Source organism: Metapseudomonas otitidis (genome assembly GCF_011397855.1).
In the GTDB taxonomy this organism is placed as follows: domain Bacteria; phylum Pseudomonadota; class Gammaproteobacteria; order Pseudomonadales; family Pseudomonadaceae; genus Metapseudomonas; species Metapseudomonas otitidis.
The window spans coordinates 3,072,518-3,093,649 of sequence record NZ_AP022642.1 but is presented as its reverse complement, the minus strand read 5'-3'; the positions used below and the strand labels follow the sequence as shown (position 1 = coordinate 3,093,649).

Sequence of the window (21,132 nt, the reverse complement as noted above, 5' to 3'; positions counted from 1 at the left end):
TAATAAGCGACACCGCTAAAATATTCATCTGGACGACTTATTGCCGGCTAATGGTCAGTGTAGCCAACGACAAATCCGTCAAGACCAACCGAATATCTATCTTGTCCCTCACCAGCCAAATAGTGCTCTTTTAGCCGAGATGTGATGCTTTGAGGGAGGTCATATTTTTTGCTACGAATTGACTCCAAAACCTCACGCTCAAGCCCGATGCTTAATTTCCTGTTGGCATCCGACAAGTCATAGAAATCAACATCAACGCCATCAATGCGCTCTGTCCGGAAGCGAAGACCCAGTGTCTCATTAGCAATCAAGAAGGGTGCATAATAAGCATCGATAAATTTCTCGACATTGATTTCAATTTTCTTATCACCATCACTCGGCGGATCTTCTAGATAAGTAATTATCCTGTCTCGCCCGATATATGTAGCGCAAGCACTACCGGTTGAAGGGGGCATTCCATGAATCGTAGAAACTTGTTGAATTTGGCTTTTTGCTTCCGTAATTTTTCCATTCAACTGAGACACCGAAGACGACACACCTTTTGCCTCAAAAATGTGCCAGTTGCCGTCTATGGTCTGACCAACCAGGTCCGGTTCTTTTGGGCGTTTCCCCCCTGCTTGCTGAACAAAAGTTACCGCATTCTGCTTTTTAAGAAACTCAATGTGAACTAAGTTTGGGATGCCTAGTAGTTTTTCAGAGTACAGCTTGGCAAAAGCCATCCCAAGGTTATAACTAACAATCCTCTTCTCGTCAGAGACGTAAGTATCAAATATCTGATGTCTTCGTATCCCTGCCTGATCTGATTGAATATTATTTGCAACGATGGCGACTTTTTTGATTATCGAATCATACAGCGCTCTGGCGAGGCCATGATCACGAATTTTCTGAAGGGAGAGAAACGAGGGGTTCCCAACAGTTACCATACTGCGGTACAAATCAAGTTTTTTGCACCCCAGCATAGACTCTCCAATCGTGTTAATGGAAGAAAATGGAGGCTGGTAATTCCTAACAACTCTATAAATATTTGGCATAAATTCATAATCCCATTAACTGTTAGACCAAACAGGCCAGATTGCTTCCACATAAAAGTCGGCACATATCAGAAAACACCTCCCATCACAGAATAAAGCTCTTATCCAGCTCTAAGTCCATCGCGTGCGCCTCGACAACTTCCCTGCACACTTTACACAGATGGCAAACCTAGGCTGACTGAATGGTTTTTTTGCGGAAAAATAATATAAAGCGCCACTTAGCCCCCGCAGTGGCAGCCTATTATTGTGACTGTTTTCGCGCCGGTAACAGTCGGGGTTGTACTTATCCGCATTAACTGCGGCACATAACCTCCTCCGCCCCCACCTTCAACGCAGTTATCCCCTCCCGAGGCGGCAAGTTGCTCGGCACATTCAAATCCCAGGCAAGACCAAGACGCTGTAGCAACTGGATGAAATGCCAGCCCAGGTCGATCTGGCCGGGGTAGAGCCCATGGCGAGCTGACGCCGGGAATGCATGGTGGTTGTTGTGCCAGCTCTCGCCAAAGGTGGGGATGGCGGCGATGGGCACGTCATGGGCCTGCACACCAGCACCATCCACCTCCCAGGTCTGGGGGCCGCGGGTGTGGGCGAAGTAGGAAATGAACCAGTGCATGGTGGTGCAGGCCGCAACCCGGACCGACACGCCCCACACCAGCCACGGCATGCCACCGATCAGGTAAAGCGCGATGCCGATGGGAAGCTGCTGGAGCATCCAGGTCTTTTCCAGGAACTGGTAGAAGCGATCGTTGGCGATCTCCGGCCCCGGATTGAAGCCCGGCGGATGATCGAGCACGAACTTGCAGTGCAGGTTGTACCAGGCGTCCTTGAGCAGGCCCTGGCGGTGGGCAAGGTAGTCGTGGCAGGCCGGCTGCCGCTGGGACCAATCGCGGGTGTCATGGGTGCGGATGGTCCAGAACGGGCCGCCGATACCGACGATGGTCCCCATCCACACGAGAAAGCGTTCAGTGGACTTCGAGCACTTGAAGCTGCGGTGAATCAGCCGCCGATGAAACCCCATCGAATGCCCCGCACACAGGGTCGCCGCACTGAGCGTGAGGAAGACCAGCAAAGCACCCCAGCTGAAATAGAGCGGTGCCAGCACGAGGGCGCTGGTGAAGATGAAGCTGTTCCAGAGCGACCGCCATGTGTCCCAGACGATGGTGCCCGTCAGCGGGCTGGCCCCATTGTCCAGCACCAGGGAGTTGACCTTGAACGCACCGGAGGCAGCGCCTGCGTGAGTGGACATCAGAAAATCTCCGCCAGGACAAAGGCGATGGCCAAAAGCGGCAGCGCGATCACGCTTGCCGAGCAGGCGACCAGGGCCAGGTATTCGAGGTAATGCCGGGGCGTCGCAACTACGGGAGCGGACGGCAGTATTTCGGCACGAACGTCCGCCACCCTTCTCTCGAGCAGCTCCGGATAGGCGTAGCCTTGGTACAGCGTGCGGCTGTGCTTGCCGCGCACGAATGCCGAGAAGCTGCGCCTGGGCACAACACAGGCCCCCATGCTCACCAACGGCAGGCAGAACAGTGTGCTGAGTGGGTTGGGGTAACGGCCTGCGGCGAATTCCCAGGCGGCCATCTCGAACTCGCCGGTTGGCCGGAATGGGTAACCGGTGAGGACGTGATGAATGTCATGGAGAGGCAGCGCCCGGCGGCGCCACTCGAAATTCGGCAGATAAACCTTGAGGTCGCGGCAGCCCACGGGTGACCAGCGCTTGGCACTGACACCACCGTCGACTGGGAAGCCATGGCGGGTATAGAACTGGGCGACGGCTTCTTTCAGCGAAGCATTCGGATCGACTTCCATATCACCTGACTCCTTTCAGGTTCGCCGTGTCTTGCGGGCTTCGTGGACACGAAGCTTGTGCCGCCGGCTGCGTCATTCTTTATGTGGCGGGCGTATGGATCAACTGGGTGACTGAAGAAATTTCAGCGTCGATTTGGGCGGCAAGCTGAAGCAAGCACCTGCCTGGCGCCTGCTTAATGGGCTGGCTCGATCAATGAGCGCTCTACGATGTGAGTCCTTGACGTATCGCCTGGTGCGCCTGGAGCCTCAAGCCTTTTTCCCATAAGGGCTGGGGAGATCGTTACGTTCGAGCAGGTACTCCATCGAGCTGTTGATCGCCCACACCATCAGCGCATCCAGCGTCATGTCGAGGGGCTCGCCGATCAACAGCGGTTCAAGCCGCTGCAGGGTGCCGGGGTAGTCTTCGGTGTGGAAGCGGAATCGCCCGTAGTTGCCGTGCCGGTCCACCAGGAGATAGGTGCAGTAGTGGTCATCGTCCGACCAGCGCCCGAAGCAGAAGTAGTTGGCGCTCAGGTACGCGATCTGTTCCTCCGACAACTCTTCCCTGGCGAAGTACTCGCCGAAGTTCCAGGCGATCGCCGGGCAGAACGCGTGCAGGCACGGATAGGAGGTCGAGGTCGAACGCCCGTAGATCTCGAGGATGCGACGGTCGCCCCAGCGGCCGCGATCCGCAATGACGTCGTAGATGGCGAAGCGCTTCCTGAACAACGCCTTCAACTCCTCCGGCATGGCGAACGCATGCTGCGTCTCGGCGCTCAGCAGATCCTCGTCGGATACAGCGCCCGACCACTCGAACAGTGTGCCGTCCTGGAAGTACTCGTCGAAGTACAGCTCATAGGTTTCCCCCTCCTCGTCGTAGAACGCATGCAGGCTCAGGCAGAACGACTCGAAACGGTTCAGGGCCTCAGGCCAGGTTTCGTCCGCCCCGCCACGGAGATGCTCGCCGTAGCTGTTTTCACCAGCGGGTTTAGGCTGGATGCCGAGGATGCCTTTGAGTTTTTTGAACACGGTAGGGCCTTGATGAAGGATTTGGGGGGTGTGAGGACATTAAATGAAAAGGGTTCTGCTTGGACGGGCGTGGTTATCGAATCGAGAACTGGCTAGTAGGCATGGCGTACGCCCTCCTCCAATGCGCTATCGTCGGCCTACCGAACGTAGACACACAGCTGACAGCTTCTTAACCTTCAAGCAAGTTGCTATTTCTGCCACTCCGGCTGGTCCGTGCCTTTACTGCTGAAGTAATCGATTCAAAAGACAAGGAACGTTATGCATCAAGGATTGATCCGCTTTACAACGCTCGCCCCCGACCGCGACTCAGGTCATACAACCGGGATTCTAGTAGCCGCGCATGACCTGCGAGACACCGGAGATCTCACAGTCAGCGAGCATTCGGAACTGCGGACCTCATTGGTGTGGTTCAACGAGAATCTGACTGTCCCGAGCGTACTGAAATCCATGGAGCATCGACGGGCCATCTCCTGGTTCAAGCCGGCGGCCACTGAAGCCATCCAGCGCATGTGGCACCTGAAGACCCTCTTGGAACTTCATGGCCTCCACGTTGACGTGCTTCGAACCTCTGTGCCCGGTTCAGTTGTCTACGAAGATGAGTGGCAGATCATCGCCAAGCCTGCCAAGGGGCAGCGTTACTAAAAGCGTGCTACTTACGAGCCAATATGGATATCCGGTGCTGCCGATAGCCGACGCTTAAGAGGGGCAGCTGCCGACCAGAGGTGTTCATTCAGTCTTGGATTGCTAACTTCTTGACAGCGAATGAGTTTCTCCTAAAGTCAAAATCCAGAGTCTCATACTTATTGAAAGCACCCGCTAATATCAATAAGCTAAATCCGCAACAAACAACATCAACATCAACATCAACATCAACATCAAGGAGAGATACTATGGCGCTTAAGCCAGGCCCAAAACCCATTGCCAAGTCAACCGGCGAAGTCGACAAGCGTCGCCGTGACAATAAGGAAACTCCGGGAAACAATCCCGACTTGAAACCTAGCAAGCCCAAAAAGAAGTAGGCTATCACCGGCAAAAGCTACTGTAATGGTAGCTTTTGTCATTTTAATCAGCAGGTTATGAGCGCATAGTCTTAAAATTTAATTGCACCTGCTTCGCAAAGAGCCTGAGTGACTGTTTCCGACTGATAGCAGTCGTTCACGAGGAGCTTTGTGAATCGCCACTACTCATCTACAACACACCGCTCAAATACTTGAATAGCGGCAGTAGCCCTTCTCCACTTGCTCTCACGCTCCCCCATCCCTATCCTCCCACCGCCACGGTCAATCCCGTGGTCGGGTTTGACAGCCCGCATACGTTGGCGCGATTGCGCCGCAGGGTGCATGCGAAAAACGGCGAATGTTTTTTGCAGGCATCAGCACGCATGCAGTTTTCATAACTGCTCTGCTTTATGGCAGGTCGCGCGGGGAGGTCCTCGTGGCCTGCCGGTTCCAACGTACCGGTCTGTCAACCCCGCGTGCCCTGTCACCCTTCGATTGACAGCGAATGGCGACAGCTACCTGACCTTACGTTGGAGCTGCACCATGCATGACGCATCCACCCCCATCACCTTTCAACGCCATTGCCATCAACTGCGCGCGGTGATGATCGACAACCGACCCTGGTTCGTCGCCATCGATTTCGCCCTGATGATCGCCGCTGCCCGCCCCTATCGGCTGACCAAGCGCCTGTATCCCCACCAGCACCGTTTCGCAATGCTGCGCTTTGCCACCGGTCGTTGCGAGGAGTTGGAGTTGATCAGCGAGGCCGGGCTTTACCGGGCGCTGTATCGCTTCGGGCATCCGGAGCATTGCGCGTTGAGCCAGTGGCTCAGCGACGAGGTGATCCCGGCGTTGTACGACTATCACCGCGAGGTCGATGCCAGTCCGCGACGCATCCTGATGACCTGGGCGAACCAGCGTGTCGGCGCCCTGCGTTGGCAGGGGGAGCTTTGGATCGCGCGGCGGGACCTGCCGCGCTTCATGGCGGCGCACGATGACCCGGCGCTGAGCGACGGGCCGAGCTGGAAGCGGTTTTTCTAGGGGCAGGACGGGAGCGCCGCATGGAGGTGCGGCGTTTTCGGCTCCGGCAGCACCCGCTGGCCGGCCAACTACCATTCAGCATGCCTATCCCCACCAATCCGGCCGTGAATGACGGTTCGGTGCGGTTTGACCTTGAACCGAGCTTGAACCTTAGGGTTCGGCCATGCGCTCCATGCCCTTCGCTTCCGGGCGAGCTACGGAGCTGCTGCCGCGCTACGAGCACGACAATCTTTTCGATTCGTAGAAGTTCAAGCAGCGCTTTCCTGCCTTCGAAGTGACTACCTATCGCCAGGGGCTCGAGCAGGTGCTCGCCGGCTTGGTTCGTCAGGCCTGAGCTCGCTGCATGATCCGTGTCGCATTCCAGTAATGCGTCGTATCCTGCCGACCGAGCTGGGGTGACTTCTCCATAAGGAAGAGAGATGGCTACAAGCACCGTAACGTTTGAGGGCAGGCATGCATTTATCAATGATGCGAGCCTCTACGAGCTCATCAAGGCGATTGCCTTCAACTTAAAATCCAGAGTTGATGAAGGCTCTGAGCACAATTGGTTGATTCTGGCGTGCTGTTCCTGGATGGATGAGTACGAAACCATGCCTCCCGGCTTAAGAGATATTGATCTTGATAGATGGCTGATCACGCCTGAAAGAAAAGAGATGTTCAGAGCGTATTTGCAGTGGCTTAAGTCCGTGCCTATCGACAGGAAGCCCTACGACTCTGACGTGTTGATAAAGGTTATCGATAGGCTAGAGCTGGAGCTCTTTGATGCTGCCGGTAGCGCGTAGGACCTCTTGGGGCTCGTCGTGACGGTATAGAGACCTACCGGCAGTTCCTCGCGACGATGTGTACGGCACACCTTAAAGCATGGGTCATCCTGACGTCGCTCCCACTGGAGTTCGAATAAAAAGCGCCGCATGGGAATGCGGCGTTTTTCTGTGTTGCGCTCGCTGGGCAAGTTGGTGGGCTGAAGCGGAACGCCACCCGGCCCACCTTGCTGACTCAGGCCGCTCTGCCCTGCCCCGCGCGGCGGCGTGATGAGAGCGGCAGCAGGTGGCGCAGCTCCTCTTCGACGATGCGGTTTTCGAGGCGCATGTCGAGCATGGGGCAGCTCAGTTCCAGGCAGTCGCCGTGCTGCAGGTGGGTGGCGACGATTTCGCTGTCGAGGCGGCTGAACAGGTAGTGGACCATGCCCGGCTGGAGGAATTGCGGGTGCTGCTCCAGCAGGGCTTCGCCGGCTTCCCGCGAGGCGCGCCAGGCCTGTGGGTCGAGGCGCAGGTGGGTTTCGCTGAAGCAGGTGCCATTGCGTTCGATGCGTTGGCGCAGGTGCAGCGGTTCGTCCAGCTCGCCCAGCAGCAGTTCCGAGGCCACGGCGCATTCGAGCAGGTGGGCGCGGGCGGATTGGCCCTGCAGCGGGTCGTGCAGGTCGTGGCCGAGGGTGACGCCGACGTGGAGCAACTGGCCCCGCGAGCCCACCAGGTAGATGGAGACCAGGCAGGCGTCCGCCGCGATGGCCTGGACGTGGTAAGGCACTTCCAGGTCGTCGCGGTCGATGCGCAGGACGCGGCCGTTGCCCTTGTAGAACCAGCCGGCATCGTCCCGCGCGCCCAGCGGCAGGCCGCTGACGTGGGTGAGCAGCGGGTTGTCGGGCATGGCGGGCGGGCGCAGGCGGGTTTCCTGGCGCAGGGCCGGCAGCGTGTGCGTCGGGCCCGGCAGGTGGCGCAGGTGCGCCAGGTGGTCCTGGTGGCGGCGCGCGCAGTCCTGCAGGGTCTGGTAGAGGCCGCTGCTTTCGCCGTGCACCCGCACCGTGTGAGCGGGGTCGTCGCCCAGCAGGCCGATGCGCGGCCCGCCGCTGTGTTCGATGTCGAGGACTTTCAGGTAGTCGCCCATTTCAATTACTCCCTAATAAGCAGTGCGGCGTTGGCCGGCGGTGTGGCTTCGCGGGGTGCCTGCGCGCGGCCTTCCTTGAGCCCGAGCGCCAGGCACAGGCCGGCGAGGCTGCCGGCCAGGGCCAGGTAGAGGATCGATGGCAAGCCGTGGTGGGTGGCGAGGTAGCCGGCGAGGATCGGCGCCAGGCCGCCGCCGAGGATTTCGCCGAAGCCGATGACGATGCCGGTGGCGGCCGTGAGCAGGTGCGGCGCCACCGATTCGCCCGTGAGCGGGCCCACGGTGAGGCAGATGAGGCTGAAATTGAAGAAGGTGATGAAGAACAGCACCAGGAACAGCAACCAAGGCTCGGCGGGGGTGACGATCAGCGTGGCGACCAGTGCGGCGCTGGCACAGAACGAGAGCAGCACCACTGGTTTGCGCCCGAAGCGGTCGGACAGGCCGGGGATGATCAGTTGGCCGACGAAGCCGCCGAAGCCGATCGCCGAGATCACCAGCGCCATCGCCTCCAGCGACAGCCCGAGGTGGTCGGTGAGGTAGCTGGGCAGCAGCGCGCAGAGCACGAACTGGCAGGTGAGGATGCAGAACATGATGCCGATGTTGCGCCGCACGTTGCCACTGCCGAGGGCCGCGAGCCACAGGCGCCAGGGCCGCTCCTGCCCGGCCTGGAGGGGTGCGGGGACGGGGCGGTAGGTGCGCTGCAGCCACCAGGCGAGGATGAACCCGGGGATGGACACGCTGATGAACACCCAGCGCCAGGAGCCGAGCCAGGCCAGCAGGCCGGCGGCGATCAGCGGCCCGAGGCCGAGCCCGAGGATGGGGAACACCGCCTGCTGCACGCCGATGTTGAAGCCGGTGCGCCGGGGGTGCGAGACCTGGGTGGTGACGCTGATGCTGGTGGGCGTGAACGCGCCCTCCGAGAAGCCCATGAGGCCGCGCAGGAGGATGAGCCCGAGCACCCCGCCGGCCAGGGCGGAGAGCCCCGAGAGCAGCGAGAAGGCGAGCACGGAGACGACCAGCACGCGCTTGGCGCCGAGCCGTTCCACCAGGCAGCCCATGCCCAGGGCGGAGACGCCCCAGGTGAGCGCCAGGGCCGCGGAGATGTTGCCGAGGTCCTGATAATCCAGCTGCAGGTCGCGCATGATCAGCGGGAACAGCGGCAGGATGATGAAGCGATCCAGCCCCACCAGGCCGAAGCTCAGCGACAGCAGGATCACCATGCGTGTTTCGTAGCGGGCATCCCAGCCCGTGTCGCTTGCCTGCTCGCGCATGGCCAGCCCTCCTCTTCTAAGGAGCCGAAAAAGGTGGCGCGGGTTACCCCGCGCCACCGTGCCCGAGGGTACTCAGGCTGCCCATTCACCGAGTGCCATTTCGGCGGTGAAGCCCGGCCCGAACGCGGCGAGCAGGCCTTTGCTGCCGGGTTTGGGGGAGCTGTCGAACTGCCGGCGCAGGACGTCGAAGACCACCACGCTGGCGATGTTGCCGGCCTCGGAGAGGCTGGTACGCGAGAGCGAGACGCGCTCGGACGGCAGGTCCAGGTGGCGGACCAGTTCGTCGAGGATCTTGCGGCCGCCGGTGTGGAAGATGAAGAAGTCGTTCTGCGCGCAGTTCTGCTGGTAGCCGGCCTGGTTGAGGCGCTCGATCACCGGGGCGACGTCCTTGATGGAGTTCATCACGGCCTTGTCGAGGGTGAAGTGGAAGCCGGTGTCCTTCACGTCGTACTTGATGAAGTGCTCGCTCTTGGGCAGGAAGAACGAGTCGGTGGCCTTGATGCGGAAGCCCTTGGCCTCGTCGTCGGCGCGCAGCACGCAGGCGGAGACGGCATCGCCGAACAGCGCCGCCGAGATGAAGGAGTGCAGCTTGGTGTCGTCCGGCTGGTAGCACAGCGAGGAGAACTCCAGGGAGACGATCAGCACGTGGTTGTCGGCCTTCAGGGTGGCGAAGTCATGGGCGCGGTTGATGGCGGCGGCGCCGGCCACGCAGCCGAGCTGGGCGATGGGCAGCTGGATGGTGGAGTTCGGCAGGCCGAGGTCGTTGATCAGGTGGGCGGTGAGCGACGGCATCATGAAGCCGGTGCAGGAGGTGACGATGACCATGCGCACGTCCTCGGGCTTGAGGCCGGCGTTGTCCAGCGCCTGGCGCGCGGCGGCGGAGGACATCTCGCGGGCGGCACGCTCGTAGACGATGCTGCGGTGGGTGAAGCCGGTGTGGATGGCCAGCTCGTCGATGGGCAGCACGAGGTGGCGCTCGTTGACCTCGGTGTTGAGGATCATGCGCTTGGCCAGGGCCATGCGCGGATGGTCACCGTGGAGGTTCTCCAGGTGCTCGATCATCTGCTGCTGGGTGATCTTGTGTTGCGGAAACAGTACGTGGGGTTGGCAAAGAGTCGACATGTTGAATCCTCGTTGATCGTTCAAAATTTGTTCATTCAGTGGGTAGGAACCCGTTCTTCAGGCACAGCCAAGCCCGTCAGCGCTGGCGTGGGCCAGCACTTCCCGGGGGGGCAGCGGCAGGAGAAAAGGGCGTAAACCGCACGCCGGAAAATGACGTTCTTGTTTTAGCTGCCACGGAGCCCATCCGGGCCCCGCGGCAAGAGCCTCAGTGGTCGAGTACGAACTTGTAGGCGTACTGCCAGGCCAGGTTGCTTTCACGCACCTGCTTGCGCACCACCATCCTCACGCGCGCGCCGACCTTGAGCAGGGCCGGGTCGACGACGTCGACGATCTCGGAGGCGATCACCAGGCCGTCGTCCAGCCGCACCATGGCGATGTGCCGGGGCACCACTTCGCCATAGCCCATGGCCGCGAGGATCGGGTTCTCGGCGTTGGCCATGACTTCGATATGGCCGGTGCGCACGCAGCGGTAGGCGCTGACCTTCAGCGAGTTGCAGGCGCCGCAGACGGTGCGCCGGGGGAAGAAAATCTCGTGGCATTCGTCGCAACGGCTGCCTTCGAGCCGGTACTTGCCGCCGTGCTCGCGCCATTCGCGGAGCATGCTGGCGGTGGTCATCCGGTGGATCTGTTCGGGGTAGAGAGACATGGTCGACACTCCTCAGTCGTTGGCCAGGACGATCACCGAGTTGTGGGCGGCGTACCCCCCCAGGTTCTGCGAGACGGCGATACGGGCGCCGGGAACCTGGTTGGTGGACTCGCCGCGCAACTGGCGGAACAGTTCGGTGATGTGCAGGATGCCGTCGGCGCCGGAGGCGTGGCCGCGTCCGATGTTGCCGCCGTCGGTGTTCAACGGCAGTTGGCCGTCGAGGGCGATGCCGCCCTCACGGACGAAGTCGCCGGCCTGGCCGGGTTTGCACACGCCCATGGATTCCATCTGGATGAGCCCGGCGCCGAGCAGGTCGTAGACCTGGGCGACGTCGATGTCCTTGGCGGTGATGCCGGCCTTCTTGTAGGCGATCTCGGCGCAGGCGATGGAGTTGGCCGAGACGGCCATGCCGACGTCCTGGGGCAGGCCCGGGTACTTCAGCGTCGGGTTGTGGTAGCGGGTGCCGTAGTAGTGCGACACGCCGGTGTAGGCGCAGCCCCGCACGAACACCGGTTTGTCGGTGTACTTGTGGGCCAGGTGCTCGGCCACGAGGATGGCGCAGCCGCTGGCCTCGCCCCAGGCGAGCATGGAGCCGCAGGCTTCGGTGCGCTTGAGCTCTTCGAGGCTGGGGATGGGGTGGCCGTAGCGGGTGGAGCCGGGGGTGTTGTGGGCGTAGATGCGCATCTGCCGGCCGAAGCTGGCGAGCACGTCGGCCTCGCGACCGGCGTAGCCGTACTTGTGGAAGTACTCGGCGGTGGCCAGGGCGAAGGCGTCGGTGTGGGAGATGCCGAGGAAGTAGTCGTACTCGCACTCGGTGCTGGAGCCGATGTACTCGGCGTAGTTGAAGTGGTCGGTCATCTTCTCGAAGCCGCCGCACAGGACGATGTCGTATTCACCGGAGGCCACCATCTGGTGGGCCATCTGGAACGACACCGAGCTGCTGGTGCAGTTGGCGGTGCTCATGAAGGTGGGCGCGGGGCTGATGCCGAGGGCGTCGGACAGGGTCGGGCCGAGGCCGCCGTATTCGGAAATGCCCTCGCCGTGGTAGCCGTAGGCGACACCCTGGATCTCACGCGGGTGCATCTTGGCGGCGTGGATGGCCTCGTAGGCGGACTCGACGATCATTTCCTTGAAGGTCTGCCGGACGCGGGAGTTGCCGGGTTTCGGCGTATGGGCGGCCGACACGATTGCAACGCGACGTGCAGTCATGGTTGTGCTCCTTGCAGTACGGGCGGTCAGAGGTAGGCGGTCAGGGCGTAGTCGGCGCGCAAATACTTGAATTCGTATTTGATCGACGTGCCGTAATCCACGTACACCTTGTTCTCCAGCACCTTGCGCAGCGGCTTGGCGCGCTGCTGGTAGGCGAGGATGGCGTCGGTGACCGTCAGCGCGATGGCATCGCTGCCGGCGCCGAACCCGTACGACGAGAGGAGGATCTTCTGCCCCGGGCGTGCCTGGTCGAGCACGTTGATCAACCCCAGCAGCGGGCTGGCCGAGCCGGTGTCGCCGACGCTGCCGGCGTAGATGCCGGGCTCGATCTGGCGCGGCTCGAAGCCCAGGTGGCGGCCCAGCGAGCGGGGGGTGGAGACGAGGTTCTGCTGGAACACCGCGTAGTCGTAGTCATGGCTGGAGGTGCCGAGCTTCTTGAACAGGCCGTGTACGGCGCGGGCGGTCTGCTCTTCCAGGCCGATGCTGTTCTTGTCGGAGCCCAGGCCCATGCCGGAGCGGATGTAGCGCTCGCCTTGCGGGCGGATGTTGTCGGCCACGTCAGCGGCGCAGGAGAAGCTGCCGTCGAACTCGGCGATCAGGTTGTCGCTGCCCAGCAGCAGCGCGGCGGCACCGGCGCCGGCGTAGGCTTCGGTGAGGTCGCCCGGGGCGGTGTTGCGGTTGATGGTGTCGGCACCGATGGCCAGGGCGTTGCGGGCCATGCCGGAGGCGACCAGGGCGTGGCCGATCTGCAGGGCCGAGGTGCCGGACTTGCCGGCGAACTGGACGTCGGCGCAGAAGGCGTCGTAGCCGCTGCCGAGCATCTCCAGGATCACCGCCGCCGAGGCGCGGGATTCATAGGGGTTGGTGCAGGTTCCCAGGTACAAGGCGTCGAGCTCGGCGATACCGCCCTGCTCCACCGCCTGCTGGGCCGCGAGGGCACCCAGGGTGATCACATCCTCGTCCGGCTGGAGCACGGCACGTTCGGTTATCCCTAACTGATCCCTGACCAGTCTCAGGTCGGCGTTACGCCAGACGCTGAGCACCTCTTCGACTTTCAGGCGGCACACGGGCAGCCCGTAGCCGTAACTGACAATTCCTGTCTTATGCACGGTCGTATTCCTCTTGAGCACATTTTCATTGAGACAAGCCATCCCTTGCCGTCCGGAATGGGCAGCACGCAAATCACATCGAAAAAAGGCACTCCTGCTTTCTAGTTCCAGGCGGGAACGCACGAGTCGTCCGCTCGCCACAGGGTGTCCGCGACGTCCGCAGGTTGTTTCACGGGCACCGATAGCTCTCTCACGCATGGGGCGTGCTTGCGTTGCCAGCGCCAACGGCGCTGTGCAGGGCATTGCGCAAACATCACCTTCCCGTCATCGACCTCCTTTTAGAATACGGAACGTACCGTATCTATTTTATGAAACACTTCAACTTCGTTTGCCCAAGAGAGAGAGGTATCGGTAGCCGTGGTTACTTCTGCCGTGATATGTGACCGCCGACCCGATCCCCCCATCTCAAGAGGAAGTTTTGTTACAAATTCACTGCACGAAACGGTCCGTATCGTTTCGTAAAATCAGCCTATACCTTAGAATTCGTTTGTCAACACATTTTCTATGGGGACTTTTGCCTTGACTCGAACACGCTCACGAAGCTCCATCGGCTCGCTGCGTAGCCCGCATGCGCACAAAGCCATCCTCAAGTCGACGACCGAGATCCTGATGGAAAGCGGTTATGCCGGGTTGAGCATCGAGTCCGTCGCAAGACGGGCAAGCGCCAGCAAACCGACGATCTACCGCTGGTGGCGGAACAAGGCAGCGCTGATTGCCGAGGTGTACGAGAAGGAAAGCGAGCAGATCCGCATCTTCCCGGAACTTGGCTCGTTCCGCGAAGATCTCTCGTTTCTTCTGCACAATCTCTGGAAGATCTGGCGGGAGACCATTTGCGGCCTGGCCTTTCGGAGCGTCATCGCCGAGGCCCAGCTGGACCCGGAAACGCTGGAGGAACTCAAGGATCAGTTCATGGAACGGCGCCGGGAAGTGCCCAAACGCCTGGTGGAAAATGCCGTGAATCGCGGTGAACTGCCGAAGGACATCAACCAGGACCTGCTGCTCGACATGATCTTCGGGTTCTGCTGGTACCGCCTGCTCACCGACCAGTTGCGGGCCGAAGAGGACATCGATGACTTCATCAACATGCTGACCAGCGGTGTCTGCGCCTCCCCCACCGCCTGACCAGCAAGACAAAGACCCGCAGGGAGCGCGGGTCGTCCAGGATCAGGCCGGATGGCCTGAAAAATCGCGGTAGAGTTCCGGCAGGAAACTCGCCAGGTGATTGAACTCGCACAGGTCGTGCACCGCGAACTCGAATGCCAGCTCCTCCAGCCCGGCAGCATCCAGCCCCAACCCGGCCAACAAGCTCTCTGCCCGTTCAGCACCGGGGAACCGCGCCATCGACGGGTGCGCACCGACCCAGTAACGGCTGGTCAGCCACATCCCCTCCTCCGTTTCCTTGAACAGGTGGACCATCAGCGACACCGGCACGTCCGGCTCCTGGGCCAGGCTCATCAGCGCACTCACGCTGCCATCGATCTTCGCTTCGCGGTACAGCGCCGGGTCCAGCCCCAGTTCCGATGGCTCGCGGAAGTCGATCTTCAGGTCCATCAGGCGCGAGCCGACGTACTCCGTGGCGCAGAAACTGTTGCCGTAGAGCCGCTCGGTGAAGCAGCAGCCGTCGTCACAGAGCTTGTGGGCATTTAGGCAGGGATTCTTCACGTGCGCGTAAGGAAACCAGAGCATGTAGCGCTCGGCCTCCAGCGGGTGCCAGAGGAACCACCACTCGAACATGCGTGCGCTACAGCCCGGAAAGAACTTCCGGCTCTGGACATAGGCCATCGGCCCGCTCAACAGTGCGTACCCGGCTTCCGCACTGCGGTAGTCGGGATCGAGCAGGCGATTGATGTCGTCCACCGACGGCGTCAGGGTCTGCTCAAGGGGCAACGGTCCGCGCTGCAACAGTTGCACGGCAGACAACGGGACCTGCATGTCTCCGCTGAAGAAGCGCGCGTAAGGCTTGCCGCGAATCGCTTCGCGGTTGCGCAGGAACTGCTTCTGCATCGGCAGGGAAAAATAACTGAATGGCACCATCACGCGTGTTTGCATTGAAGTAACCTGCATCGTTGGTTGCGATGGGGATCAGGCGCGGACGGATCACATATCTCACCTCCCTGCGGGAAGGTGTCGGCCCCTGAGACGCTAGGACAGGTCAAAAACAAAGTCAAATTTGAATTTAAACTAAGCCACAGAGTCGGTTCCATGACAGCTACAGAGCAGCAGCCCGCCGGTCGCGCCTCTCGCCAGGACGGCCAGGCCACACGCCAGCAGATACTCGAGATCGCCGGGCAGGTTTTCGCTGAACGCGGCTTCGCCAATACCACCAGCAAGGAGATCTGCGCCCGCTCCCAGGCCAACGCGGCTGCGGTGAACTACCACTTCGAGGGCAAGGACGGCCTCTACACCGCCGTGCTGCTGGAAGCCCACCAGCGGATCATGAGCCTGGAGACGCTGGAGGCGCTGTCTACAAGCGAACTGTCAGGCCAAGACAAGCTGCGCCGGCTCATCGCCGAATTGCTGGGCAGCCTCGGCAGCCCCCGCCTGGCCTGGCCCGCCAAGGTGCTGGCGCGGGAGCTGCTCTCCCCTTCCCCGCTGCTGCCGGCCGTGCTGAAGATGGAGTCCTTCCCCAAGGCGCGTGCTGCCCGCCGCATCATCGGCGAACTGCTGGGCCTGCCGGAGGACGACCCGGCGGTGCTGCGCAGTGCGCTGAACATCTTCTCGCCCTGCCTGTTCCTGCTGATCGCCCACGACACCCTCAGCACCACCGTCCTGCCCGGCCTCGACACCCAGCCGCAACCCCTGCTTGAGCACATGCTCACCTTCGCCCTGGGCGGCCTCGCGGCCATTGGCGAGCCGCACCGCGCCGGTTGAGACCGACCGGGCGGCTGCCCTGCCCTAGCGCTCTGCAGACGGGCGCTCGTGAACCGCCCGGAGAAACTCGGCCGCCAGGTGATGCGCCCACGAGCGCGCGGTGAACCCGGCGAGGTAGGCGCAGTGGCTGCCGCGCCGGGTGACCGCCAGCACGGTCCTGGGCATGCGTGCCATGGCGTGCTGGTGGTCGCGCACGTTGCCCACCACGCACACCGGATCATCCTCGGCGTTGAGCACCAGCAGCGGGATGCTCACCGTCTCCATCACCGTGATCGGGTTGCAGCTCTCCAGGTAGGCCTGCTGGCTGGGGTAGCCCGCGCACTCGTACAGGTGCCGGTGGAATTCATCCAGGCTCTGCGCACCCTCCAGGGCGGCGAGGCTGGGCAGGTGCGCCAGCGCGTCGCGGTTGGGGGTGACGAACTGGCGAACCAGCTTGCGTGCCATCAGGCGGGTGTAGGGTGCGCGCGAGCGGGCGAAGGCAACGCGGATGTCGTAACCCGGGCAGTAGGCGAAGGCGCCGCGCAACGGCGTCGCCTCGCCCTCCTCGCCCAGGTAGCGGATCAGCAGCCCCGTGCCGGCGGAAATGCCCGCGGCGTAGAGCGGCGAGTGGGGGTAGCGCTCGCCGATCACGCGCAGCTGCTCGCGCAGGTCCGCCGTGTCGCCCATGGTGTTGAAGCGCGGGCTGGTCAGCGGCAGCCGGCCGTGGCCACGGCGCTCGCAGAACACCACGCGCCAGCCGGTGAGCCGCTGCAGGTCCCGCACGAAGCCGCGCATGCTGTGGGGCGAGCCGGTGATGGTGTGCAGCACCACCAGGGTCGGCACCTCCGCCGGCAGCTCGGCGCCGAGCCAGTGCAGCGCCGTGGTGCCGCCATCGGCCATGCGCAGGGTGTCGACCCGGTCGTAGGCCAGGCGCGGGGCGAAGGCCTTCTTCAGGCCCAGGCCGAGCAGTTGCAGGTGGCCGTTGAACAGCCAGGGCGTCGCCCAGAAGCGCCGGGTGAGGCGCGGCACCTGGGCGACCAGCGCCTGGTTCTCCGGGTTGGCCTGGTAGACCAGCTCCGGCTTGCGCGCCGCCGTGCGCAGATAGTGGGCGCCGAGCCCGACCGCCAGCACGGGTAACGCGGTGATCCAGATCGACATCGGAACTCCTCAATCAGACAGAAACCTGCCCCGGCATGGGCCCATGCCCGCTCAGGCGCGCAGCTGGGCCCGGAGTATCTTGCCGATGGGCTGCTCGAGGCAATTGCATGTGGAAGTCGGTGCCCGCTTTGTCGACGGCCCCCTCAAGGGCCTGCGGTCAACGGTTACAGCTCAAGAGAACGCAAACGCACCAGACGGCTAGCACGCGCGCGTCCTGCCGGGGCTTTGAAAGGCAGGCCCTGATTGCCCTACCCTTGCCGCCCTGTCGAGGACGTACAGCGAGAAGGAGTCTTGATGCAGCGCGTGATGATCATCGGCCAACCCGGGTCCGGCAAAAGCACACTGGCCCGCAGGCTGGGCGAACTGACCGGCTTGCCGGTCGTCCACATCGACACCATCCATTGGCAGCCGGGCTGGGTGGAGCGCACCCGGGACGAGAAGACCCGCCTGTGCCACGAAGTCGAGGCCCGTGAGCGCTGGATCTTCGAAGGCGGCCACTCCGAAACCTGGGGCAACCGGCTCGCCCGGGCCGACCTGCTGGTCTGGATCGACCGCTCGGCACCGCTCCGTTTCTGGCGCGTACTGCTGCGTACCCTGTCCCTGCGGGGCCGCACCCGCCCCGACCTGCCGGAGAACTGCCCGGAGCAACTGGGCAACCTCCCCGAGTTCTTCGGCTTCATGTGGCGCACCCGGCAATCGGCCCGGGCCAAGATGGAACAGCTCGCCGCCACCGCGCCCTCCACCTGCCGCGTCGTGCGCCTGCGCTCCAACCGGGATACCGAGCGTTTCCTGGCGGGCATCCAGGCATCACGGGTCGTCTCAGGCCTGCGCACCGGCGCGCCGCTGAACGACTGAACCCCCTCCCCCAGGCGCCAGTACGACCATGCGTATCCACCTGCTGTCAGACCTGCACAACGAATTCAGTCTCTTCCAGCCCCAGGTGCTGGACGCGGACGTGGTGATCCTCGCCGGTGACATCGACCTAAAGTGCCGTGGCGTGCATTGGGCACGGGAGGTGTTTTCAGGCCAGGTGCTCTACGTACCGGGTAACCACGAGTACTACGGTGGGCACCTGAAGCGGACCCTGGAGAAGATGAAGGCCGCGCAGGACGCGCGCGTTCGCGTCCTGGACCGGGACGAGGTGATGATCGGTGGTACCCGGTTTCTCGGCGCCACCCTCTGGACCGACTACTGCGCAACCGGCAACCCGGCGATAGCCGCCTTCACCGCGCAGAACGGCATGAACGACTTCAAGAAGATCCGCACCGGCGAGTTTCGGCGGATCCGGCCCGCCGACCTCAAGGATGAATCGGTGCTGGCGCGCAACTGGCTGCGGGAGAAACTCACCACGCCCCATGACGGCCCGACGGTGGTGATCACCCACCACGCCCCGTCCCTGCGCTCACTGGCAGACAACCCCTACGCGGGCGGTCACATGGACGCCGCCTACGCCAACCGGTACGACGACCTGCTGGAGATGGGCGCGGACCTCTGGGTTCACGGCCACTCCCACACCGCGTGCGACTACAGGACGGGCACCACCCGCGTGGTGTGCAACCCGCGCGGCTATCCCGGTGAACTCACTGATTGGTCGCCTGACCTGGTGCTGGAGCTTTAGGGCACTGGCAGTGCCAAGACCCGGCCCGCCCACGCGGGCCGGGTCACGCCTCAGAAGGTCAAGGTACCTAGGCCCATCCCCGGATCACTGAAGCTCGGGCGGCCGTCTTCCAGGTGGCCGCTGAAGCGCCGCAAAAAGCCCTCCACACCCTGTGCGCTGACACTGAAGTCGTACCAGTTGCCGCTGCTGCGCAGCGAGTAGCGCACCTCGCGGCGCTGGCCCGGGGCGACGGTCAGGGTCTGGCTTTCGCCACGGTAGTAGACGTTGTCCTTCACTGTCATGCGCAGAGGCTTGAGGCCTCGGTTGACCAGCTGCACCACCAGCCTTCCGAACAGCGGGTCGTGGTCGATGCGCACTTCGGGCTGAGGCGCCCTGCGGTCGGCAGCGGCCACGCGCAGGTTGCCACGGAACACCCGCAGGAAGCCGTTGGGGCCGTGCACTTCCAGGTGGTAGTCGCCGCTGGCGTCCCCCGTGAAGCGGTCATGCAGGCGCCGGTGGGCACCGACCGTGTAGCGTTTCGGCGCGCGGACGCTGTCCAGCAGGTCATAGACCTGGAACACCGCGCCGGCCTTGCCGGTGTTGGCGAACGTCAGGCTCAGGGCTTCCTCGCGGACGCGGTAGCGCGCGTGCACCGCCAGGTCGTAAGGCAAGGGGCGCGCACGGCGCAGGCCCATCTCCTGCTTGGGCATGGCGGCCACCGCTGGCGGTTTGGGCTTGGGCAGCTTCACCTGGCTGGCGACGATGGCGTCGGCCTGGCTGGTGTCCGGCAACCCCGGGAGTGCTCCGTTGTCGGGGTGGCTGAAGTCGAAGGCCGAGGTCAGGTCGCCACACACCGCACGGCGCCAGGGGCTGATGTTGGGTTCCATCACACCGAAGCGCTGTTCGAGGAAGCGGATCACCGAGGTGTGGTCGAACACCTGGGAGTTGACCCAGCCGCCCTTGCTCCACGGCGAGATCACGTACATGGGCACGCGCGGGCCGAGGCCGTAGGGCTGGTTGCGGTAGCGGGTATCGCCCTGGGTGTGCCATTCGAGGGTGGCGTCGGCGGTGGTCTTGCCGTTCAGCGTGCCGTCGGCGTTCAGGCCCGGCGCGGCAGGGGGCGCCATGTGGTCGAAGAAGCCGTCGTTCTCGTCGAACATCACCAGCAGCGCGGTCTTGCTCCACACCTCGGGGTTGGCGGTCAGCGCGTCCAGCACCCAGGCAGTGTATTCGGCGCCCCAGATCGGGCTCGACGGGCCGGGGTGCTCGGAATACTTGGCCGGCGCCACGATCCACGACACCTGCGGCAGCGTATTGGCCAGCACGTCGCGCTTCAGCGCATCCAGCTTCCAGGTGCTCAGGCCGTTGACGATCAGCGGCGAGTCCGGCCCGGCCGCGCGGTACTGGCGGAAGCCGATCAGCGGGTTGTCGGAGAAGTTGTCCGCCATGTCCTGGTACACGCGCCAGCTGATGCCGGCGGCCTGCAGCCGTTCCGGGTAGGTGGTCCAGGTGTAGCCCTCTTCCACCGGGCCTTCGCTGTCGTGGTCGTTGGTGGTCACCGGGCCGCCGTGCTGGCCGAGCGGGTCGTTGGTGCCGGTCCAGAGGAACAGGCGGTTGGGGTTGGTGCCGCCCTGGAACGAGCAGTGGTACGCGTCACAGACCGTGAAGGCGTTGGCCAGGGCGAACTGGAAGGCGATGTCCTGCTCCTTGTAGTAGCCCAGGGAGCGCTCGGTCTTGGCCGGCAGCCACTTGTCCATGCGCCCCTCGTTCCAGGCCTGCTGGGCGTCGGGCCAGGTGTGCGGGGTGCCGTCCACGCGCTGGGCGCTGGTGGTGCGGGTGTCGAAGTGGTAAGGCAGGACCTCGCCCTTGCTGCCCTTCTGGTGCCACACGCGCTGGCCGTCGGGCAGCGGGATCGGCACGCGGTCGCCGAAGCCGCGGACACCCTTGAGGGTGCCGAAGTAATGGTCGAACGAGCGGTTCTCCTGCATCAGGATCACCACATGCTCGACGTCCTTGAGGTTGCCGTGGCGGCGGTGCGCGGGGATCGCCAGCGCCGCCTGGATGCTGGACGGCAGCAGGCTGCTGGCGACGGTGGCACCGACCGTGCCGGCCGCCAGCTGGATGAAGCTTCTTCTGCTTTTCGAAATCATCGGGGGAACTCACCAGGTCGTATGAGTGGCAAAAGGCTGCTGAGCGCTTCCATGACGCTGGCAGCGAGATGTTCGAACTCAGGCGACGCTAGTAACGGAAAAAGACGCTTTGGTTTCAGCGCGTCTTGCAACGCCCATCCATGCAAACCCCATCACGTTTCAACGCCATGTTTTTGGTCTAGGCCAGCTTTTGCTTGACAGGCTCTGCCGACTGAACGGGTCCAAGATAGAGCGGTGGCTGAGATCGATTTG

20 protein-coding genes are annotated in these 21,132 nt (G+C 62.7%); 7 read left to right on the top strand and 13 right to left on the bottom strand.

Annotation, left to right across the window (positions count from 1 at the left end; genetic code table 11):
* Window positions 1-47: 47 nt before the first annotated feature.
* The 4 genes from PotMrB4_RS14190 to PotMrB4_RS14175 form a co-directional block, all read right to left on the bottom strand.
* Window positions 48-959 (bottom strand): hypothetical protein, encoded by a 912-nt coding sequence (locus tag PotMrB4_RS14190; RefSeq protein ID WP_172433666.1) that lies wholly within the window; start codon window positions 957-959, stop codon window positions 48-50.
* Window positions 960-1,323: 364 nt separating this feature from the next.
* Window positions 1,324-2,277, bottom strand: coding sequence for an acyl-CoA desaturase (locus tag PotMrB4_RS14185; RefSeq protein WP_172433665.1), 954 nt, complete (start codon window positions 2,275-2,277; stop codon window positions 1,324-1,326).
* Window positions 2,277-2,840 carry a hypothetical protein gene (locus tag PotMrB4_RS14180; RefSeq protein WP_172433664.1) on the bottom strand — a complete coding sequence of 188 codons (564 nt, stop codon included), beginning with the start codon at window positions 2,838-2,840 and terminating at the stop codon, window positions 2,277-2,279. The genes PotMrB4_RS14185 and PotMrB4_RS14180 overlap by 1 nt, the downstream gene beginning before the upstream one ends.
* Window positions 2,841-3,086: 246 nt before the next feature.
* Complete coding sequence (locus PotMrB4_RS14175; RefSeq protein WP_172433663.1) at window positions 3,087-3,848, bottom strand: hypothetical protein; 762 nt, start codon at window positions 3,846-3,848, stop codon at window positions 3,087-3,089.
* 258 nt (window positions 3,849-4,106) lie between these two features.
* Here PotMrB4_RS14175 and PotMrB4_RS14170 point away from each other — a divergent pair, with 258 nt between their 5' ends.
* The 3 genes from PotMrB4_RS14170 (at window position 4,107) to PotMrB4_RS14160 (ending at window position 6,669) form a co-directional block, all read left to right on the top strand.
* Window positions 4,107-4,490: a hypothetical protein gene (locus PotMrB4_RS14170; RefSeq protein ID WP_069564216.1), complete on the top strand. Its 384-nt coding sequence runs from the start codon at window positions 4,107-4,109 to the stop codon at window positions 4,488-4,490.
* An 899-nt stretch (window positions 4,491-5,389) separates the two neighbouring features.
* Entirely contained in the window at window positions 5,390-5,887 is a 498-nt protein-coding gene (locus PotMrB4_RS14165; protein ID WP_172433662.1) for a BRO-N domain-containing protein, read from the top strand.
* Window positions 5,888-6,306: 419 nt separating this feature from the next.
* A complete protein-coding gene (locus PotMrB4_RS14160) occupies window positions 6,307-6,669 on the top strand; it encodes a hypothetical protein (protein ID WP_172433661.1) in 363 nt (120 codons plus the stop codon).
* A 214-nt stretch (window positions 6,670-6,883) separates the two neighbouring features.
* Here PotMrB4_RS14160 and PotMrB4_RS14155 read toward each other — a convergent pair whose 3' ends face one another.
* From PotMrB4_RS14155 to PotMrB4_RS14130, 6 genes are all read right to left on the bottom strand, one after another.
* Entirely contained in the window at window positions 6,884-7,771 is an 888-nt protein-coding gene (locus PotMrB4_RS14155) for a fumarylacetoacetate hydrolase (RefSeq protein WP_164707348.1), read from the bottom strand.
* A 5-nt stretch (window positions 7,772-7,776) separates the two neighbouring features.
* Window positions 7,777-9,039 carry an MFS transporter gene (locus tag PotMrB4_RS14150; RefSeq protein WP_172433660.1) on the bottom strand — a complete coding sequence of 421 codons (1,263 nt, stop codon included), beginning with the start codon at window positions 9,037-9,039 and terminating at the stop codon, window positions 7,777-7,779.
* 72 nt (window positions 9,040-9,111) lie between these two features.
* Window positions 9,112-10,161 carry a type III polyketide synthase gene (locus PotMrB4_RS14145; RefSeq protein ID WP_044402893.1) on the bottom strand — a complete coding sequence of 350 codons (1,050 nt, stop codon included), beginning with the start codon at window positions 10,159-10,161 and terminating at the stop codon, window positions 9,112-9,114.
* 205 nt (window positions 10,162-10,366) lie between these two features.
* A complete protein-coding gene (locus tag PotMrB4_RS14140; RefSeq protein ID WP_172433659.1) occupies window positions 10,367-10,807 on the bottom strand; it encodes a Zn-ribbon domain-containing OB-fold protein in 441 nt (146 codons plus the stop codon).
* 12 nt (window positions 10,808-10,819) lie between these two features.
* A complete protein-coding gene (locus PotMrB4_RS14135; protein ID WP_044402899.1) occupies window positions 10,820-12,016 on the bottom strand; it encodes a thiolase family protein in 1,197 nt (398 codons plus the stop codon).
* A 26-nt stretch (window positions 12,017-12,042) separates the two neighbouring features.
* Complete coding sequence (locus tag PotMrB4_RS14130; RefSeq protein WP_172433658.1) at window positions 12,043-13,125, bottom strand: hydroxymethylglutaryl-CoA synthase; 1,083 nt, start codon at window positions 13,123-13,125, stop codon at window positions 12,043-12,045.
* Between the two features lie 519 nt (window positions 13,126-13,644).
* Here PotMrB4_RS14130 and PotMrB4_RS14125 point away from each other — a divergent pair.
* The gene (locus PotMrB4_RS14125; protein ID WP_044402906.1) at window positions 13,645-14,247 is read left to right on the top strand and encodes a TetR/AcrR family transcriptional regulator; all 603 of its coding nucleotides are present in this window, start codon (window positions 13,645-13,647) and stop codon (window positions 14,245-14,247) included.
* 42 nt (window positions 14,248-14,289) lie between these two features.
* Here the strand turns inward: PotMrB4_RS14125 and phlG are convergent, their stop codons facing one another.
* Window positions 14,290-15,174: a 2,4-diacetylphloroglucinol hydrolase gene (gene phlG, locus PotMrB4_RS14120; RefSeq protein ID WP_172433657.1), complete on the bottom strand. Its 885-nt coding sequence runs from the start codon at window positions 15,172-15,174 to the stop codon at window positions 14,290-14,292.
* A gap of 153 nt (window positions 15,175-15,327) precedes the next feature.
* On the opposite strand from phlG, the gene PotMrB4_RS14115 reads away from it, so the two are divergent.
* A complete protein-coding gene (locus PotMrB4_RS14115; protein WP_142009193.1) occupies window positions 15,328-15,996 on the top strand; it encodes a TetR/AcrR family transcriptional regulator in 669 nt (222 codons plus the stop codon).
* Between the two features lie 24 nt (window positions 15,997-16,020).
* Here PotMrB4_RS14115 and PotMrB4_RS14110 read toward each other — a convergent pair whose 3' ends face one another.
* Window positions 16,021-17,133, bottom strand: a complete 1,113-nt coding sequence (locus PotMrB4_RS14110; protein WP_172433656.1) for a YheT family hydrolase — start codon at window positions 17,131-17,133, stop codon at window positions 16,021-16,023.
* Between the two features lie 294 nt (window positions 17,134-17,427).
* Here PotMrB4_RS14110 and PotMrB4_RS14105 point away from each other — a divergent pair, with 294 nt between their 5' ends.
* On the top strand, window positions 17,428-17,988 hold the full coding sequence (locus PotMrB4_RS14105; protein ID WP_172433655.1) for an AAA family ATPase: 561 nt from the start codon (window positions 17,428-17,430) through the stop codon (window positions 17,986-17,988).
* Between the two features lie 28 nt (window positions 17,989-18,016).
* Window positions 18,017-18,751, top strand: coding sequence for a metallophosphoesterase (locus tag PotMrB4_RS14100; protein ID WP_172433654.1), 735 nt, complete (start codon window positions 18,017-18,019; stop codon window positions 18,749-18,751).
* Window positions 18,752-18,801: 50 nt separating this feature from the next.
* On the opposite strand, the gene PotMrB4_RS14095 is transcribed toward PotMrB4_RS14100, so the two are convergent.
* Window positions 18,802-20,880: a phosphocholine-specific phospholipase C gene (locus tag PotMrB4_RS14095; RefSeq protein ID WP_172433653.1), complete on the bottom strand. Its 2,079-nt coding sequence runs from the start codon at window positions 20,878-20,880 to the stop codon at window positions 18,802-18,804.
* Window positions 20,881-21,132: the final 252 nt, after the last annotated feature.